Below are 16023 nucleotides of genomic sequence, written 5' to 3'. Positions count from 1 at the left end.
TCCAGGCGGTGGTCGTCGAGCGCCGAGTAGGCCGGGTGCTCGGGGCGGACACCGGGGTAGGCGGTCACCGGGGTACCGACCGGGTAGCGGTCGTTCCACTGGTCGGCGGTCAGGTGCTGGGTCATGGCGTGTCCTCAGGCAGACGCGGCGATGGCGGTCACGAGCTCGGCCTCGGCGGCCAGGGCGGCGACGGGCGGGATGGTCTTGGCCCGGTCGTAGGCGGCGATGCCCCAGACGATGGCGTGGCAGCACCACACGTAGTGCCACGCCCAGTCACGGACGTCCCACTCGGTGGAGTCGAAGGTGAACGGCTCCTCACCGGCGCCGGGCCGGTACTCGAACTGGCGGACGCCGGCAAGGGCCTCGCCCTCGTCCTCGATGCACCACATCGGGAGTTCGCCGAGCAGCTCGTCGTCGAGCTCCTCGCGCAGGCCGGCCAGGTACTCGGCGGTGACGGTCCCGGAGTCCGTGAGCTCGGCCAGGTCGTCGGCGATGTGCTGGCGGAGGAGATCCTCGGAGTACTCGCGGACGCCGACGCGGGTGTCGGCGGCGTCGAGCTTCTCCTCCCAGTACTGGAGGTTGGGGCCGCCGTCCCAGGCGGAGCGGCGGAAGAAGTCGAGCATGTCCTGGGTGCGGCTGAAGGTGTAGCTGCCCATGTCGCCGCGGATGGTGAGGGTGCCGGGCCAGTGGGAGCTGTCGCCCGGGTTGGCGTATCGGAGGTGTCGGTAGAGGCCGTCCTCGTGGAGGACGGTGAGCTTGTGCTTGGCGGTGTCGAGCTTGAAGCGGTCGGCGACGCGCTGCTCAACGCTGACGGGCTTCTTGGTCACGGTGGTCTCCTCAGGTGGTGGGGCGGGCGGTGAACAGCCCCGCCAGGTAGGCGTCATCGATGTCGAGGGGCTCGGCCACTCGCGGCGGCACGTCCAGGGCGGCGACGAGGCCCCACTCCGCCGCAACCCGCGCGGCCTGGGCCTGCCGGTGCTCCCGGCTGCCCCACTCGGCGGCGTCCTCCTCGGCGGCGGCCGCGACCCGCTTGTCCAGCAACTGCTGCACGTTGTGCGGCCAGCCGACCTGCGGGCCGGGTGTGAGCAGATGGATCAGGCCGACGGCGATGATCTGGGCGGGCGTCACGGTGATGGTCTCCTCACGGGCTAGTGGTAGGCGTACGCGCGGTACTCGGCGGTGTCCTCGTTCATCTGCTCCCGGCACTTCGGGCACTCGCCGTCCTCGTCCAGATCGGCGGGGTCGTGCGGGCAGCCGGCCAGCATGTCGGCGGCGATCAGGTGGATCAGATCGACGGTCGCGGGGTGCATCGGACTGCTCCTCTCGTGCGGTGGTTGGTGGCCTGGGGCGGGGGGCGGACACCCCGCCCCAGGCAGACGGTGGGTCAGGCCTCGGAGTCGCACAGCGGCCCGTACCCGGCGACGACCCTGGCGAGCGGCCACGGGTCGTCGTCGATGCCGACGAGGTTCATCAGCGGCTGGCCCTGCTCGTCGTCCCGGTCGGCGTACTCCCACGGGTCGCCGTGCCGGTCGGCCCAGACGATGCTCAGGTCGTACGTAACGCCCTCGACCACGGCCTGCCGCCTGCGGAGCGCGTTGACCCACTCCGCGACGGTGTCCTCCCGGTCCCGGCTGTCGTTGCGGATCGGCATCTGCAGGCCGAGGAACCCGTCCTTGGTGGTGACGACGAGCGGCGAGTTGGGGCCTGCCTGCCAGACGTCGAGCTCAAGGCCGGCGGCGCGCCAGCGCGCCAGGTACTTGCTGTTGAAGCCGGTCACGGGGACGGGCTCCACGTCCCGCTGGAGGATTTGGCTGGTCATCTTCCGCCACTTCGGGAAAGTGTCCAGGTGGCTGCTCTTGTCGGACACCTGCAGGGAGTTCGCCCCGTGCTTCAGGGTCAGCGTGGTGAGGCCCTCGCCGGTCGAGACCTTGACCGTGATGTTCTCGCCGGCCTCGATCCGGTCGAGCCACGCCATGACCATTGGGATGTCGGCCCGACGCAGGTTCACCTTCCACGTCTCCTCTGAGGAGATCGCGGTCCGGTCGATGCCGAACGTGTACCGGTCGGTGGCGACGGCGAAGAAGTAGCCGCCCTCGACGGTGAGGTGGACGCCGTTGATGGCGGGGAGGGTGTCGTCGGTTCCGGCGTGGGGCTTGACCCGGCCGATCGCTCCGGCCAGGACGCCGGCGGAGATGGTGGTGCTCATCGTTGGTGCTCCAGGGGTGTAGTAGGTGTCAGGCCAGGTCAAGCGGCGAGGCGCAGCTGGGCGGCGGCGAGCTTGTATTCGGCCTTGCGCGGCCGGTAGTTGGCGGCGATGAGGGCGATCTGCGCTGCGGTGTACCGGTAGACGGGGCCAATCCGGTCCGCGGTGACGCGGGCGATGCGGGTCTGTACCTTTCCGAGGAGGCCGGCCTTGCGGAGCTCGCGGGCGGTCCTGCGGAGCGCTGCGATGACGCCCTTGGCGGTGGCGGCGTCGGTGGTGGCCTTGCGGACGTGGGTGGCGATGGTGCGCTTCTGGTTGGCGCGGCGGCGGGCCCGGAGGGTCTGGCGGGCGGTGCGGGTGCGGGCGTTCATGGGTCGTCCTCCGGAACCTTGAGCGCTTGTTTGTAGCGCTGCTTTGTGGCTCTAGGTTAGGCCTATTCCATCCATGATCGCAAGTAAGTAGCGATAAAAAAATGCGCTCTATTGAAGCGCTGCACACCCGCGCTATCCTGAGCCCATGACAACCACCGACGACCCCCACGTGGCAGCCGTAGCAGCAGCAACCAAGCGCTTCACCCAAGCCCGGGAGAACCTCGAAATGACCATCCTCGAAGCCCTCCGCCAGCCCGGCGCCAAGCCCACAAAGATCGCCGCCGCATCGCCCTGGACGCCGGCCTACGTACGCGCCTTCGCCCGCAAGAACGGCATCGAACCCGACCCCAGCTACAAGCAGCGCGCAGCCAGCCGGAAGACGGACGACACCACCGACTGACCCGCTACGCCCCGCCAACCGCCCGGCACCACCGCCGCGCGGCCCTTTCGCATGCCCGCTCACGCCGGCTCCCCAACCCACCGGTACACCCACACCGCACCAGCCGCCGACACCGCGTCCGACCGCCGATACACACCCACCCGAAGCGGCACCACCTCACCCGGCCCGACCGCCCACCACTCGGCCGGAGACACCGGCATCGGCACCCGGAACTCCACCTCCGGACGGCCATTCGGCAGCACCGTGAGCACACCGTCATACGGCCCGCCAATCAACTCAACCGACACCCCGCTCACGGCCGCACCACCCGAACCTCGATCCCGGCCGCACCACCCGAACCTCGATCCCGGCCGCGCGAGCCAAGCGCACGCAGTTCCACGTCCCCCGAGACCCCGCCGCCGGGAACGCCAACACCCGATCCGCACCCGCAGCCACCATCCGCGCATTCCGCCGCGGACCAGCACCCGGACAGAAATCCGCAACCAGACCAGACCCCGGATGGTGCACATCCCCAGGCCGGCGCAGCACCCGATGCGGCCCAGTCGGGCAATCCCACGCACATGAGTCCCACGACGCCCGGTAGCGAAACTCCCGCGCCACCATGCCGCCCCGGCCCATCCGCCGAACCCACTCCGACGCCCACGCATCCGCACCCGTCGGACACGCCCCATGCGCCACCAACAACCGCCCACCCGCAGCGGCCAGAAGCTCCTCGTTCAACGCACCGAACACCAACGCCGACGACTCCAGCGAACGACTGCCCGTCACGATCACAACCCGGCCCCGCGCGCTCACCGCTGCGCCCCCACCGGCTCAGCCAGCAAGGCCAACTCCGGCGCCCACTCCAGCCAGATCAACAAGCTCAGCAGCAGATGAGCATCCGGAGCCCGCCCCCGCTTCATCCGCGCCCACGCCGACGACGTCACCCCCAACTCCCGAGCCAACGCCCACCACGACAGGCCAACCTCGCTACGCCGCTGATCCACCAGCTCCAACAGCACCGCAACGTCCACCCGCCGCGGTGCACTCACGACTCGCCCCCCTCGTCCAGGCGCGACAACACCCGGTCGAACCGAGCCACCTCAGGAGCCGGCCAACCCCACTCCGTCCCCCACCGCCGCGGCCGGCCGACCAGACCCGCCTCCACCGGATCCAGGCACCGCCCGCCCCGCCGGTGCACGTCGAACGACGTCTGCGAACTGAACGTCTCGTGGCAGCCCCCGCAGTGCCCCCGGCCGGCCCCCGTCCACCACGCCCCGCAGCTGTGCCAGATCGCGTGCTGCGGAATCTCCATCGTGTCGTCAGCCACTGGATGCCCCTTCCTGCTCTAGCTGTTGTCGAAGAACGGCCTCCGGTGGGCCACCTGGACCGAGGGGCCGGGCCGCCCCCGAAAGGCCCTCAGATCCCGCATGCCGACGCGGATCGTGTCGCGGCGCCTGGATCCGGTACCCGAGCGCCTGCAGTTCCCGGACGGCGAGTTCGGCCTGCCGCCATGGCGGTGCGAACGGGTTGTCCTCGATCACGGCGCGGATCGCGGCACCAACCGCGGCCGGTATCGGGTCGCGGCGCATCAAGCGCTCCTGCGCGCGTTTGCCTGGGCCTGGTAGGCGTCGCGGCGGCTGCCGTGGGTGTCGTCCCTGAGCTCGGTGCCGGACGGTCGGCGGCAGGGCCGGCCGACGGCGGCACCGCACTTCGGGCACGGGGCGCTCATCTCGGGAAAGCGGCCGCGGCGGGTGGTGACGCCTCGGGCGGCGAGCTCCTCGCGGAGGTGGGCGGGCATCTGGCCGATGCCGTTGAGGACGGAGTCGAGGCTGGGGTGGGGCCCGCCCTTGAGCTGCCGGTTGATCTCGGGTTCGATGCGGCCGTCGGCGATGGCGGTGAGCTGCTGGCGGCGGCGCTCGACGAACTCAGCACCGGTCTCGATACGCCCGGCGGGGTAGATGACGCTGTCGGTGTCGGGGGTGCGTTCGGCGCGGATCTGCCTGCGCAGGGCGGTGACGTGGTGGGGTTGGATCCACCGGCCGGGGCTGATGCCGGCGGTGTCGGGGGCTGCTTGGCCGTAGTAGCGGGTGACGGCGTCGAGGGCGTCCTGGTCGAGGGGGATGTCGCGGAGGGCGTCGGCCCAGGCGCGGTTGGCGGCGGCGGAGGGCTTGCGGTTGTCGAACGCGGCGGCGTGGGCGAGGAGGGTGCCGGCTTCGATGGGGTCCATGGCTAGCTCCGTTCGGCTTGCATTCCGGCGAGCACGGCGAGGTGGTCGGCGATGTTGGCGTCGGTGCCGGTGGGGGCGAGGTGGTTGGCCCGTCCGCGTTGGGCTTGGAGCTTCATCTGCTGGTACTTCTCGCGGAGCTTGGGCGCGGAGAGGATCACGGAGCGCCAGAACTCGTGGCGGGCGGCCCAGTCGATGGCGCTGAGGATGTCGGTCAGGGGGATCTGGTCGCGGTCGAGCATGAGGCGGGCGGCGTCGCGCCAGCGCTTGCCGTAGGCGGGGCGTTTGCCGGTGTTCGCTTCGATGGCGTCGGCGAGTGTGCGGCAGATCAGTTCGACGTCGTGTCGTGCGGGCGTCGTGTCGCGCGGCTGTGCCGCGTCGACGGGGTCGGGTTCGTCGTCGGTGTTCTCCGACACGTACCTGTTCCCTGTCCCCTGCTCCATGCTCCCTGTCCCATAAAGAAGCGACAGGTTGTCTGCGCCTCGCGCGGATTTGTCTGCGCCGTTTGTCGTGGGGGTGTTGGCCTGCTGGTTTTGCGAGCTGTTTACGTCTTCGGGGCTTGGGTGGTCTGAACCACCGGGGGAGGGGGGTGGATCGTCGGAATTCAGGGTTGAAGTCGGGAACTTCTCAGGGGGGGTTGGGAGTCTCGACGCGACCTTCGCGGCCTCCAGGCGCTGGTGCCGGGCCAGGTTCGGCAGGAACAGATAGGTATCCCCGTCGACTGCGTACCGCAGCACCTTCCGTGCGGCCTCCAACTGGCCGAGCAGACGCTCGACCATCGGCGCGGTCACGTCGTCGTCGTACGGGAACAACTGCCCCTTCACGTACCGAGCCGAGCCGCGCAGACGCCCGTGCTCATCGGCGAGGTTCCACAGGCCGATGTACAGGAGCCGGCCGTCACGGCTGACCTCGGCGGCGAGAGTCTCGTCGGTCCAGAACTCCGGCTTCACGGAGCGGATGCGCGGCATCGGGAAAGTCCGTTCGGTGGTGGGCGGTCAGTTGGCGTTGCGGGCGCAATCCACGGCGCGGTTGGTGAGGACGGTGATGCCGTCGGTCCAGCGGACCCAGGGAAGGCAGTAGCCGTGGCCGAGGCCGCTGGTGCAGCCGTAGTGGACGTTCGGCCCGATGGGCGTGATGCGGGCCTTGACGATGCAGCCGCAGGTGAGGGTGATACGGACGGGGCACTCCCAGCGGCGACCGGGGTAGGGCTTGGCCATCAGGGGTCTCCTAGGCGGCAGTGGAGGCGCGTTGGCGGCGCCGGAGTTTGCGGTCCGCGGCGGCAACGGCAACGGCGTGCCGACACGGCTGGCACGTCGGTGTGCCAAGGACGGTGTGGTCGTAATAGCCGCCCGGCGTGCCACACCGCCCGGTCCAGTCCGGGAGCGCGTCGGGATTGTCGATGTCGTCGTCGTCCCACGCGAGGGGCGGCGCCCACCGGTTGGCGGCGGCCAGCCGTAGGGCGTCCGCCGAGGCGGCCCACGGGACTCCGCTGGCGTCCGGGAACTGGTCCCACAGGGCGTCGTATGCGGCCCGGATGCGGGCCGCTGTGCGGGGCGTGACCGTGCTGGTACGGCCGTGCAGCACGTTGAACAGCACCCTGCGTGCGGACGCCTGCCGGTCGGGGTATGCGGTACGGGCGATCCGGCCCAGCGGCCACCCGGCGGCGTGGAGCGCCTGGAGCCGGCGGCGGCTGCCGGTGGTGTCGATCAGCGCGGTGCCGTCGGGCTGCGCCGGGACGGGCACGGAGAGGATGGCCGCGGCGTTGATCGCCCTGAGCTTCTTGGTGGGCGGCCGGCCGCTGGCGCCGACCAGCAGGTTGCGGATGACCGGATAGGCGAGGCCCGAGTCGTCGGCGATCTGACGCCAGCTCCGGCCCGCGGCGGCGAGTGCTTCCGCGTGCTGGCGGGCCGGTCCGGCGGGTACGTCGGGATTCCACCGGCCGTAGGTGATGTCGCGGGAGCGGGCGGCCCAGTAGGCAGCGCGGGGGTGGGCACGGCGGCCACCAGTGTTGGTGGTGATGTGGGTGCTCACTGGTGGTCCTCCGTGCGGTGTCGTGCGAACGTGCGCCGGGGTGGAGCGGGACGGTTAGAACGGGGGCTCGGAGCCGGTGGCGGGCGGGGTGCCCCACCCGGAGGAAGCGGGCTGCCCGGAGGCCCACGGCTCGTTGTTCTGCTGCTGCCTGCCGCCGTTGTTGTCACGCTGGGCGCGGGTGACCTTCGCGGTTGCCGAGCGCAGGGACGGGCCGACCTCGTCGACCTCGACCTCGAAGACGGTGCGCTTCTCGCCTTCCTTGGTCTCGTACGAGCGCTGACGCAGTCGGCCCTGCACGATCACGCGCATGCCCTTGGTCAGGGACTCGGCGCAGTGCTCGGCAGGCTGCCGCCAGACGTTGCACGTGAGGAAGAGCGCCTCTTCGTCGACCCAGGCGTTGGTGTTCTTGTCGAACTTCCGCGGGGTTGAAGCGAGGCGGAACTTCGCGACCGCAGCGCCGGACGGGGTAAAGCGCAGCTCAGGGTCGTCGACCAGATTGCCGACGAGGGTAATAACGGTGTCACCGGCCACGATGGGTGTCCTTGAGGGTGAGGGCCTGCTCGGCGCAGACCTTGTGCGACGGGAGACGGTCGTCATCCCGGAGGTGCGTGAGCTCTTTGCAGTGCCTGCACGGCTTGGCCTGGGTGGCCCAGTGAGAGCGGTCAGCCCAGGCCAGGACGGTCATGCCGCGAGCGCGGTCTTGCGGCGGGTGTCGTAGATGGCGCGACGCTCGGCCGGGGTGGTGGCGCCCCAGATGCCGTAACGGCGTTCGGCCTCGGCATTGCCTTCGAGAGCGAGGGCCTGTTCGCGGCAAGCGTCCCTGAACGGGCACCTGCTGCAGACCTCCTTGGCGTTCTCTGCCTGGGCCTTGCCGACCGGGGTGCTGTAGGACACGGGGTAGAACAGCTCCGGGTCCTCGTCCGCGCAGGCCTTGCGCTGATTGGTGATCATCGGCGGGCCTCCTTCTTGAGGAGCTGCTCGATGTCGCGGAACGCCCTGCGTCGCGCCTGACGCCGCTCCCACCGGGCCTGGGCAACGGCCATGGCAACGGCGCTCACGAAGCCCACGACCAGCACCCAGAACACGGCACCGCTGACGGCGAGGAACTCAGTCACCGCGCACCTCCTCCGGCCAGATGGCCTTGACGAGAGACGCCCGGTGCGCGGCCGGCATCGGGGTGATCGGGTGCCCGAGGTAGTCGAGGCCGGCGGCCATGAGGACGACCGCGTCGGCCCGGTTGTCGTCCCCGCCTGTGGTCCAGGCGGGCCAGCGACGCGCGACTGCGTCAACCACCGCGGACTTGGTAGCACTGCCCTTGCCGGTGGCGTACATCATTCGCTGGGAGGGGCTCATCAGGGCCACGGGGACATCGCGGGCGGCCAGGCCGCGGTAGACCTCCCACCACAGCCATGCGCGCTCGTGCCCGCCGCCGCCGAGGGAACGGAGGGATGGGCTTTCGAGGACGACGAGGTTCGGCTTGCCGACGGCGAGGATGACGTCGCCGAGCAGGCCGAGCAGGGAGCGCAGCCGCCGGTCGTGCGGCTGGGTAGTGATCTTGTCGTTCTTGTTGAGCGGCTTGTAGCCGACGGTGTCGCACCAGCCGAGGGACGAGGCGATACCGGTGGCGGTGAGGCTGGTGTCGAGGCCGATGACGACCGGCGCGACGATGGTGGGTGCGGTGATGGGGATGGTTGCGAGGTCGGTCATTGCGGGCGTCTCCATGCGGTGAGGGAGAGGATGATGAGGGCGAGGCCGACGGCGATCAGGACCAAGACGGCGAGGACGGTCCAGCTCTGATCGCCGGCGGTGAGCTCGATGAGGTCGCGGATCACACGACCGTGGCGGCGGGAGCGGCCTGCCAGTCGAGGGCCTCGGACGCCCGCTGGTAGCCGTCGATGCGGTTCTGCAACTGGTGGATGATCTCGTCGCGCTGGCGGACGTCCCGCTTCAGACGCTCGATCTCGGGCGTCGGCACGGCCGGCTGGACGGCACGGTCAGCGAGGGCGTCGGCCCTGTCGACCAGGTGCTGCAGCCGCGCGCACTCCGCGCGGTACCGGGCACAGCCGCGGGCCAGACGCCGGATGCGACACGTCAGACTGACAAGGGTCGCGGCGTGGCCCAGCTTCAGGCCGGTCAGCGTCCGCTCCTGGGCGACGCGATCGTTGCTGATCCGTTCGCACCGCTCGAAGTGCTGCTGGGACTCGTTGCGGGTGGCGCCGAGCGCCAGGTTGAGCTGCCGGACCCGGCTCTCCAACCAGGCGGCGCGTTCGCGGAGCTCTCTGTTCTCGCGGCGGGTTCTACCGAGCATGGGGGCCTCCCTGGAGGATCTGATCGGAGTCGAGGAGGTTGAGGGCGCAGGCGATGCCGACCGCGTTGGCGAGGTTCTCGGCGTTCAGCGCCACGAAGATCGCCCGCAGGTAGGTGCGCACCGTGTGCACGCTGATGCCGAGCGCGGTGGCGATCTTGCCGGGCTGCTGTCCGCGGGCGAAGGCCAACAGGACAGCGGTCTGCTGGTCGGTCAGGTGCGGTGCCGTCTGGATGCGGGGGCCGGTCACGACGCCACCCCCACCGGCAAAGGGAGCAGCGGCCATGCCCCGTGGACCACCTTGTCGGGCGACCCGCCCTGCTCCGGCGTGGCCTTCGTCCGGAACCACTCCTGCAGACTCGCCTGCTGCTCTGACCGCCATCCCTGCTGCGCCCCGTACAGGCCGGCCGCACCGAGGTTGGCCAGCCACGGGAACTGCTGGAACTGGGCCTCGGCGATGCTGAGCGCGGCGCTGGCGTCCGCGTCGGCCGTGTGCCAGTCGGTGACCTGAACGCCGTACACGTCAGCGGTCGGCTGCAACTTCCGCATGCCTGAGCCCTTGCGGTACCGGTCGACGTGCTTGTCGATGACGTGCGGGTCCAGCAGCGCGGGCCACTCGGTGGCGAGCCGTTCACTCATCGGGGCCAGGCCGTTGCGGCGCAGATCGCGGTCCAGCACGGTCCAGTCGAAGGACAGGTTGAACGCGATCACGGGCATGCCGTAGGTGAGGGCGGCGGCGAGCCGGCTGGCGATGTCCTCCAGGGCGACCTTCGGGGCCTGCCCTTCGGACTCCGCCTTCTCGGTGGTGATCCCGTGGATGGCCGCGGCCTCGTCGGGGATCGGCACGCCCGGGTTGATGAGCCACGTGAACGTCTGGTCGTCGCGGCCGCCGCCGCGAACGACGAGCGCCGCGGTGACGATCCGCGCTTCCTGCGGGTCCGGACCGGTGGTTTCGGTGTCGAAGCCAGTACGACGGAGCTTGTTCAGGTGCATGGGTCCTCCTCTCTGAGAGTTGGTGGATGATGGGTGGTGCGGGGCCGCGCCCGATTCGGGCGGGCACGGCCCCACCTGGGTTCCTAGGAGCGACGTCCGCCGGGAACTGCGACCTTGGGCCACCCGGCCGCTTCAGAGGGCTCGCTCTCGACGATCTCCGCCTCGACCGCGCCGTCCTCATCGAGCTGCGCGGCTTCCTCGTCCTTGCGCAGAGCGATAGCCATGAGCTCCTTGGACAGCGCGTCAGAACCGTCCGGGGCGACATCGCCGGCTTCGCGTGCCCGCCGCCAGACGTCACGCACGTCCTCGGACGTCAGACCGCCCTCAGCCTCGGCGATGTAGCTCGGACCGGGCTTCGGCGCCTCGATCGCCAACGCGGAGCCCTGCGACGGATTCAGCGCGACCGCCGTGGCCAGCGGCCCCGACAGCGCCTGCCGCGGAGTCACTCCCCGCAGCTCCACCACGACCACCGGGAACTTCTTGGTCTCCCCGTTCGCAACCCGCTGCCGGGGCTCGATCCGCAGGGTCACCGGAACGAACCCTTTGCCGTCCGTCCCTGCGAGGATCATGTCGACCATCGCGCCCCACTCCGAGGCCGCATAGAACGAGTGCGTCTCCGCCCGCCACATGCCCATCCCGGTCAGATCCGGCAGCATGACGTTCAGCCGCGAGGTGACCGAGCAGACCCGGCCCTTCGACTGCAGGTGCCAGTCCTCACCGAACTGCCTGGCACACAGGCAGGGCTGGCGGCTCAGCAACTCGGTCTGCCCGTCGCAGCGCCGCGAGCATCCGCCCTTGCTCCACATCTCGTTGTACTGGTTCAGCGGATCCCCGGGCGTGATCAGAGCCTCGATCGACTCCGCCTCAGTGATGACCCGCCACTGCGGCACCGACGAGTTCAGCGGGCTCCACTGTTCCGGCGTGCCGCCCCACAGCTTGGCGGCCATCGTGACGTGTTCCTCCGAGTGGGAGGACACGACCCACGTGCTGGACCGGACAGGGCGGTTGCCCTTCGTGTAGCCGGTGCGCAGCCGGCCGTGCTCGGCGGCCCGGCGCTGGATGTTGAACAGGCGCGATCCCATCAGGCCGCCTTCCGGATCGTGCGTAGGCGCGGCGCGGCCACCTGGCCGGGCGCGAGCAGAGCGGGGTATGAGGACGGCGCGTCGTGGTGCCAGAGGGCGTTCACGAGGGCGCCGCGGAACGCGCGGTGAGCGGTGCGGCCGGCAGGCATCTCGACCAGCGCGTGCGACTTCGACCGGAGGTTGAGCACGCCGGTGCGCTCGATTGCCGGCATCGGTTCCTCTGAGTCGTCCGGCAGCAGCACCGTCTCGCAGAAGCGCAGAGCAGCTAGCTGTTGCGTGTTCTCCGGATACACCGACTTCGCGGAGCGTGTGGCGGACGTCTTGATGTCGATCAGCCAGAGCTGGCGCCCGCGGTCCAGGCCGGTCGGCAGCTGCAGCATGATGTCGGCGGTACCGGCGTAGCCGAGACGGCGATGCAGACACGTAATCTCGGTGGCGACGACATCACGTTCCCGAACCACCCCCCACAGGGTGAGGAAGCGGTCGAGCTGTGCCAGGTACGGCAGGACCTCCGCGTCGTCGGCAATCGGCGCGCCCAGCAGCCGGGCCTCGGCCGCGGCGTGGATCCGATCCCCGAGGTTGGCGGCACGCTCCCGTGCCTGCTTGTGCACCTCCTTGATCTCCTTGACCAGGGCGGTGCGGTCGGTGATGGCCCTGCGGGCTACCTCGATGCGGTGCTCCAGGACCCACTCCACTGTGAGCTTCACGGCCCACGGCATCAGCGCGGGCTTGCTGACCGAGGTGTCGAGAACGTTGGTGACCGAGATGAGGTCAGGGCCGCCGGCGGGGTCCGTGTAGTACCGGCCGTTCGCGGTGGCGTTGGCGTGCTTGGGATTTGTCACGAGTTGCCGCCCGTCCGCTGCCGGGGCAGCCACGCGCGGTTGTCCTTGCGGGAGCACAGCCCGCTGCAGCACCACGCCTGGTGCTCGTGCCAGCGGCGCACCGCCCACCCGAGCATCCCGACCGACGCCAGCACGCCGACCACGACGATCAGCAACTCCCACTGCGCCGCGCTCACGCGGCAGCCTCCAGCCGCAGCGTGCTCAGCGCGTTCGCGTAGGCCTGCCGGGTCTCGTCGCACCAGTGACCGTCGGGGTCGTCGTGCTCGCAGATGAAGCGGCACGCCAACTGGCGCTCCTGCTGGTCCAGCAGGTCCGGGTAGGCCGCCAGGTCGGAGGTGAACCAGACCGTCACCGGCACGCCGTTCAGGATCGTGGTGATCTCCTCCGCGACGAGCCGGTGTCCGTCGTAGGTGAAGGGGGTCTGCTTCATGAACGCGGCGCCGAGCCGCCGGGCGTAGGCGGCGACCGCGGGGCACAGGTCGTGGCCGCGAAGGTGTGCGGTGAGGGAGCCGTCCTCGGTGATGGTCCAGGGGAGGCGGGGGAGGGCGGGGTCGGCGACGAGGGTCAGGAGCAGCCGGGTGGCGCGGTCCTGCGGGTCGTCGGTGATGGAGGGGAAGGTAAGCTCGGCTGTCATGGCCTATGCCTCCTTGTGTGGTGGGTGGTTGGGCCGTAGGGGCTGCGGTGGACTGGCCTCCACCGCCGGCCCGGCCCTCGGGGTTTCAGGCAGCGACTGGACTGGTTGCTGCGTCGCGCTGGCTGATGATCAGAGCCTCGATCGCGTCGATGGACCCGAGACGGTGCCCCGGATACCAGGCGGCTTCCGCTGCGGCGCGGGGGGTGAGGGCGTCTCGTTCGGCGCGGGCGGCGGCGAGAAGCCGGCCGGCGTCGGCGATGGCTGCGGCTCGGCTGGTCATGCCGCGGCCTGGTCGTCGCAGGTCATGAGTTCGTCAAGCTTGACGCCGTAGGCGAGGCGCATCTTCGCCTGCGTCTTGGCGGACGGGCTGCACTTGCCGTTGAGCAGCCGGGACATGGTCGACTGGCTGACGCGAAGGCGCCGCGCGATGTTGTACGCGGTGTCGTCCCCTGCCTGAGCTGCTGCGTTGCGGAGGTACTCGACATTGAGTCGCACGTGGTCTCCCCATGCAGAATGCTTCCATGTTCGGCAGTAGTGCCGGACATGGAAGTAAAGCTAGACCCGGCCTGCCGGATCCGCAAGTGTTGCCACATGTGGAAGTTGTGGAATGCTCCCCTGCGCCCCCCGGGTGCCCGTGACCGGATCCGATAGCCCCCGTATATTCCAAGAACGGAACTACTGCCGGATCAGCACGTAGCCCCGCTATCCTCCGCACGGAGAGGTGACATACACATGACGCTTGCAGAGAAGTACGCCGCCTGGCTGGCCGACGCCATGCGCGCCGCCGGCCTGGACATCGACAAGCAAAGGGGCGGCGGACGCCAGGCCCTAGCCACCGCAGTCGGCGTATCCGCCAGCACCGTCGGGCGCTGGCTCGGAGGCGCCGCCCTCCCTAGCCCCGAGTACTTCGAGCCCATCGCCGACGCCGTCGGCGTGCCCCCTGTGCAAATGCTTGTTGAGAGTGGAATCATTTCGGCCGCATCTCTGACGCTCGGCCGGTCAACAGACGTACGATTTCAGCCCATCACCCCCGCGCAGGCGGCAGACGAGGTCGGCATCACCGACCCCACACGACGCGCACTGTTCATGCGTGACCTAGCCGAACGCAACCGCCGCCACCTGCGAGCCGCTGACGACGGTGAGGGTGATGCAGTAGCCCAATAAGCGGGGAGGATGCATGACCACGAGAACCACCACAACAGCGCTAGCAGCCACCACCGTACCCATCGGTATCGGAGCTGCTGGCGCAGCACTACTGAAAAGCAACACGGCCGCCGCCGTCGTCGCGCTCACCCTCGTGGTCATAGGCATAGCCGCCGTCGTCACCCGCACCATCCACACCGCGGTCACTGACACAACGGCAGAACGCCAACGGCTCTACGCGGCGCAAGACCGCACCAACGCCGAGTACATGCGCTACATCGCCGCCCGCGCCATCGTCGACGCGGACGCCGAACGCCTTTGCCGCCAGGCCGCCGAGCTAGAAACCCGGGTCGCCGCGATGATCGCCAAGGAGCGCGACGAACTCCTCGCGGACGTCGAAGACCGTGCAGCCGAGCTCAAGCAAGAGGGCTACTTCATCGGCCTCGAACATGGCCAACGGACCATCGCAGAAGCCGAAGCTGGCGCGCCCAGCGGCCACATGGCCACCGTCATTCCGCTGCCCGCCCCAGCCATAGGATCCGAGTCAACCGTAGGCAGCGGCCACTCGTCCTAGCCCTTGGGGGAGCATTGCCCGACACCGACGACGACCTCATCCCCGCCATCGGCTACATCCGCGTGAGCACCGCCCGCGAGGAGATGATCTCCCCGGAGCTGCAACGCACCGCCATCGAATCCTGGGCCGACCGGCGCCGACGCCGGATCGTCCATTGGGTCGTCGACCTCGATGCCACCGGCCGCAACTTCCGTCGCAAGATCATGAAGGCAATCGCCTACGTCGAAGACGGCACCGCCAAGGAAATCGCTGCGTGGAAGTACTCCCGATTCGGCCGTCAACGACACGGCAACGCCGTCAACCTCGAACGGCTCGAACGTGCCGGCGGCCAGCTCGTCTCTGCGACCGAGGAAGTCGACGCCCGCACGGCGATGGGCCGCTTCCAGCGAGGCATGCTCCTCGAAGTGGCAGCGTTTGAGAGCGACCGCGCCGGTGAGCAGTGGAAAGAGACCCATGAGTGGCGCAGGTCCAACGGGCTCCCGTCAGGTGGCGGCCGCCGCTTCGGCTACATCTGGCACCCCCGCAAGCTGCCCAATCTGGACGGCACCTTCACCATCCAGCGTGAACGGTACGAGCTCGACCCCGTCGCGGCACCAGCCGTCGTCGACATGTACCAGCAGTACATCGACGGCCTCTCGGGCTTCGACAAGCTAGCCAAATCGCTCACTGCCTCAGGCTTCACGACCACACGCGACGGAGAGTGGTGGGGAGAGACCGTCAGGCTCTACATGGACAGCGGGTTCGCAGCCGGCTACCTTCGCGTGCACTCCAAAGAATGCCAATGCGAGCCGTACCTGACCGGATGTCCCAACCACGTCCACCTCAAGGTCACCGACGAGACCGTCCTCCCCGCAATCATCTCCGAAGAGGTCTGGGTCGCGTACCTGGAGAAGCGGAGGATCGTCAGGGCAACGCCCCCTAGGTCACGAAAGCCCGCCACGCCATTCTCGCGGCTCATGCGATGTGACCTCTGCCGAGGCGTCCTGACGAAGGAGACCGTAGGCAAGTACTCCTACGCGCGTTGCAACATCAGGCGGCGCCGTGGCCCCGACAAGTGCGCTGGAGTCAGGATTCCGTACCCGCAGCTTGAGGCGCGCGTGCTGAAGTGGCTGAAGCAGGTCGCCGACGACATCAACGATGAAGCCGGCAAACACCCCGTCGGAACCGCCGGAGTGCTCGTTGCCGGCGCCGATGACAAACGGGCCGACGCTCTTTCTCAGCAGATCGAGAAGCTGGAGC

At 69.5% G+C, this 16023-nt stretch carries 29 protein-coding genes; 4 read left to right on the top strand and 25 right to left on the bottom strand.

Annotated features, from left to right (window positions below; all coding sequences use genetic code 11):
• Positions 1-134: 134 nt before the first annotated feature.
• The 5 genes from ABZ885_RS23275 to ABZ885_RS23255 all read right to left on the bottom strand — a co-directional run bounded on the left by ABZ885_RS23275 (position 135) and on the right by ABZ885_RS23255 (position 2574).
• Positions 135-827, bottom strand: coding sequence for a hypothetical protein (locus ABZ885_RS23275; protein ID WP_360191786.1), 693 nt, complete (start codon positions 825-827; stop codon positions 135-137).
• Positions 828-837: 10 nt separating this feature from the next.
• Positions 838-1128, bottom strand: coding sequence for a hypothetical protein (locus tag ABZ885_RS23270; RefSeq protein WP_360191783.1), 291 nt, complete (start codon positions 1126-1128; stop codon positions 838-840).
• A 20-nt stretch (positions 1129-1148) separates the two neighbouring features.
• Positions 1149-1310, bottom strand: a complete 162-nt coding sequence (locus tag ABZ885_RS23265) for a hypothetical protein (protein ID WP_360191780.1) — start codon at positions 1308-1310, stop codon at positions 1149-1151.
• A gap of 74 nt (positions 1311-1384) precedes the next feature.
• A complete protein-coding gene (locus ABZ885_RS23260) occupies positions 1385-2206 on the bottom strand; it encodes a phiSA1p31-related protein (RefSeq protein ID WP_360191777.1) in 822 nt (273 codons plus the stop codon).
• A 38-nt stretch (positions 2207-2244) separates the two neighbouring features.
• Complete coding sequence (locus ABZ885_RS23255) at positions 2245-2574, bottom strand: hypothetical protein (RefSeq protein WP_360191774.1); 330 nt, start codon at positions 2572-2574, stop codon at positions 2245-2247.
• A 145-nt stretch (positions 2575-2719) separates the two neighbouring features.
• Between ABZ885_RS23255 and ABZ885_RS23250 the strand changes: the two genes are divergently transcribed.
• Complete coding sequence (locus ABZ885_RS23250; RefSeq protein ID WP_360191771.1) at positions 2720-2974, top strand: hypothetical protein; 255 nt, start codon at positions 2720-2722, stop codon at positions 2972-2974.
• A gap of 59 nt (positions 2975-3033) precedes the next feature.
• Here the strand turns inward: ABZ885_RS23250 and ABZ885_RS23245 are convergent, their stop codons facing one another.
• The 20 genes from ABZ885_RS23245 to ABZ885_RS23150 all read right to left on the bottom strand — a co-directional run bounded on the left by ABZ885_RS23245 (position 3034) and on the right by ABZ885_RS23150 (position 13562).
• On the bottom strand, positions 3034-3270 hold the full coding sequence (locus ABZ885_RS23245; protein WP_360191768.1) for a hypothetical protein: 237 nt from the start codon (positions 3268-3270) through the stop codon (positions 3034-3036).
• A 495-nt stretch (positions 3271-3765) separates the two neighbouring features.
• Positions 3766-3975, bottom strand: a complete 210-nt coding sequence (locus ABZ885_RS23240; protein ID WP_360191765.1) for a hypothetical protein — start codon at positions 3973-3975, stop codon at positions 3766-3768.
• A 569-nt stretch (positions 3976-4544) separates the two neighbouring features.
• The gene (locus ABZ885_RS23235; RefSeq protein WP_360191762.1) at positions 4545-5183 is read right to left on the bottom strand and encodes a hypothetical protein; all 639 of its coding nucleotides are present in this window, start codon (positions 5181-5183) and stop codon (positions 4545-4547) included.
• 2 nt (positions 5184-5185) lie between these two features.
• On the bottom strand, positions 5186-6148 hold the full coding sequence (locus tag ABZ885_RS23230; RefSeq protein ID WP_360191759.1) for a hypothetical protein: 963 nt from the start codon (positions 6146-6148) through the stop codon (positions 5186-5188).
• Positions 6149-6175: 27 nt separating this feature from the next.
• On the bottom strand, positions 6176-6397 hold the full coding sequence (locus tag ABZ885_RS23225; protein WP_360191756.1) for a hypothetical protein: 222 nt from the start codon (positions 6395-6397) through the stop codon (positions 6176-6178).
• Between the two features lie 10 nt (positions 6398-6407).
• Positions 6408-7211 (bottom strand): hypothetical protein, encoded by an 804-nt coding sequence (locus tag ABZ885_RS23220; RefSeq protein ID WP_360191753.1) that lies wholly within the window; start codon positions 7209-7211, stop codon positions 6408-6410.
• Positions 7212-7265: 54 nt separating this feature from the next.
• The gene (locus tag ABZ885_RS23215) at positions 7266-7742 is read right to left on the bottom strand and encodes a single-stranded DNA-binding protein (protein ID WP_360191750.1); all 477 of its coding nucleotides are present in this window, start codon (positions 7740-7742) and stop codon (positions 7266-7268) included.
• A 150-nt stretch (positions 7743-7892) separates the two neighbouring features.
• The gene (locus tag ABZ885_RS23210; RefSeq protein ID WP_360191747.1) at positions 7893-8162 is read right to left on the bottom strand and encodes a WhiB family transcriptional regulator; all 270 of its coding nucleotides are present in this window, start codon (positions 8160-8162) and stop codon (positions 7893-7895) included.
• Positions 8159-8326: a hypothetical protein gene (locus tag ABZ885_RS23205; protein ID WP_360191744.1), complete on the bottom strand. Its 168-nt coding sequence runs from the start codon at positions 8324-8326 to the stop codon at positions 8159-8161. Before ABZ885_RS23205 ends, ABZ885_RS23210 begins: the two co-directional genes overlap by 4 nt.
• The gene (locus ABZ885_RS23200) at positions 8319-8918 is read right to left on the bottom strand and encodes a hypothetical protein (RefSeq protein WP_360191741.1); all 600 of its coding nucleotides are present in this window, start codon (positions 8916-8918) and stop codon (positions 8319-8321) included. The genes ABZ885_RS23205 and ABZ885_RS23200 overlap by 8 nt, the downstream gene beginning before the upstream one ends.
• Entirely contained in the window at positions 8915-9043 is a 129-nt protein-coding gene (locus ABZ885_RS23195) for a hypothetical protein (RefSeq protein ID WP_360191738.1), read from the bottom strand. The genes ABZ885_RS23200 and ABZ885_RS23195 overlap by 4 nt, the downstream gene beginning before the upstream one ends.
• On the bottom strand, positions 9040-9519 hold the full coding sequence (locus ABZ885_RS23190) for a hypothetical protein (RefSeq protein ID WP_360191735.1): 480 nt from the start codon (positions 9517-9519) through the stop codon (positions 9040-9042). Before ABZ885_RS23190 ends, ABZ885_RS23195 begins: the two co-directional genes overlap by 4 nt.
• Positions 9509-9766, bottom strand: coding sequence for a helix-turn-helix transcriptional regulator (locus tag ABZ885_RS23185; RefSeq protein ID WP_360191732.1), 258 nt, complete (start codon positions 9764-9766; stop codon positions 9509-9511). Before ABZ885_RS23185 ends, ABZ885_RS23190 begins: the two co-directional genes overlap by 11 nt.
• Positions 9763-10509 carry an exonuclease domain-containing protein gene (locus ABZ885_RS23180; RefSeq protein ID WP_360191729.1) on the bottom strand — a complete coding sequence of 249 codons (747 nt, stop codon included), beginning with the start codon at positions 10507-10509 and terminating at the stop codon, positions 9763-9765. The genes ABZ885_RS23185 and ABZ885_RS23180 overlap by 4 nt, the downstream gene beginning before the upstream one ends.
• Before the next feature lie 83 nt (positions 10510-10592).
• On the bottom strand, positions 10593-11591 hold the full coding sequence (locus tag ABZ885_RS23175) for a hypothetical protein (RefSeq protein ID WP_360191726.1): 999 nt from the start codon (positions 11589-11591) through the stop codon (positions 10593-10595).
• On the bottom strand, positions 11591-12466 hold the full coding sequence (locus tag ABZ885_RS23170; protein ID WP_360191723.1) for a hypothetical protein: 876 nt from the start codon (positions 12464-12466) through the stop codon (positions 11591-11593). Before ABZ885_RS23170 ends, ABZ885_RS23175 begins: the two co-directional genes overlap by 1 nt.
• The gene (locus tag ABZ885_RS23165; protein ID WP_360191720.1) at positions 12430-12609 is read right to left on the bottom strand and encodes a hypothetical protein; all 180 of its coding nucleotides are present in this window, start codon (positions 12607-12609) and stop codon (positions 12430-12432) included. Before ABZ885_RS23165 ends, ABZ885_RS23170 begins: the two co-directional genes overlap by 37 nt.
• Entirely contained in the window at positions 12606-13067 is a 462-nt protein-coding gene (locus ABZ885_RS23160) for a hypothetical protein (RefSeq protein ID WP_360191717.1), read from the bottom strand. Before ABZ885_RS23160 ends, ABZ885_RS23165 begins: the two co-directional genes overlap by 4 nt.
• Positions 13068-13152: 85 nt before the next feature.
• Positions 13153-13347: a hypothetical protein gene (locus ABZ885_RS23155; protein ID WP_360191714.1), complete on the bottom strand. Its 195-nt coding sequence runs from the start codon at positions 13345-13347 to the stop codon at positions 13153-13155.
• The gene (locus ABZ885_RS23150) at positions 13344-13562 is read right to left on the bottom strand and encodes a helix-turn-helix transcriptional regulator (RefSeq protein ID WP_360191711.1); all 219 of its coding nucleotides are present in this window, start codon (positions 13560-13562) and stop codon (positions 13344-13346) included. The genes ABZ885_RS23155 and ABZ885_RS23150 overlap by 4 nt, the downstream gene beginning before the upstream one ends.
• Before the next feature lie 237 nt (positions 13563-13799).
• Between ABZ885_RS23150 and ABZ885_RS23145 the strand changes: the two genes are divergently transcribed.
• The 3 genes from ABZ885_RS23145 to ABZ885_RS23135 all read left to right on the top strand — a co-directional run.
• Entirely contained in the window at positions 13800-14231 is a 432-nt protein-coding gene (locus ABZ885_RS23145) for a helix-turn-helix transcriptional regulator (RefSeq protein WP_360191708.1), read from the top strand.
• A gap of 13 nt (positions 14232-14244) precedes the next feature.
• Positions 14245-14784, top strand: coding sequence for a hypothetical protein (locus ABZ885_RS23140; RefSeq protein ID WP_360191705.1), 540 nt, complete (start codon positions 14245-14247; stop codon positions 14782-14784).
• A 14-nt stretch (positions 14785-14798) separates the two neighbouring features.
• Positions 14799-16023 (top strand): recombinase family protein (locus tag ABZ885_RS23135; protein WP_360191702.1); only part of this gene is annotated, 1225 nt, incomplete at its 3' end.

Origin of the sequence: Kitasatospora sp. NPDC047058, from assembly GCF_040643935.1 — a bacterium.
Taxonomy (GTDB): domain Bacteria; phylum Actinomycetota; class Actinomycetes; order Streptomycetales; family Streptomycetaceae; genus Kitasatospora.
This window is presented reverse-complemented; position numbering and strand designations above follow the sequence as displayed.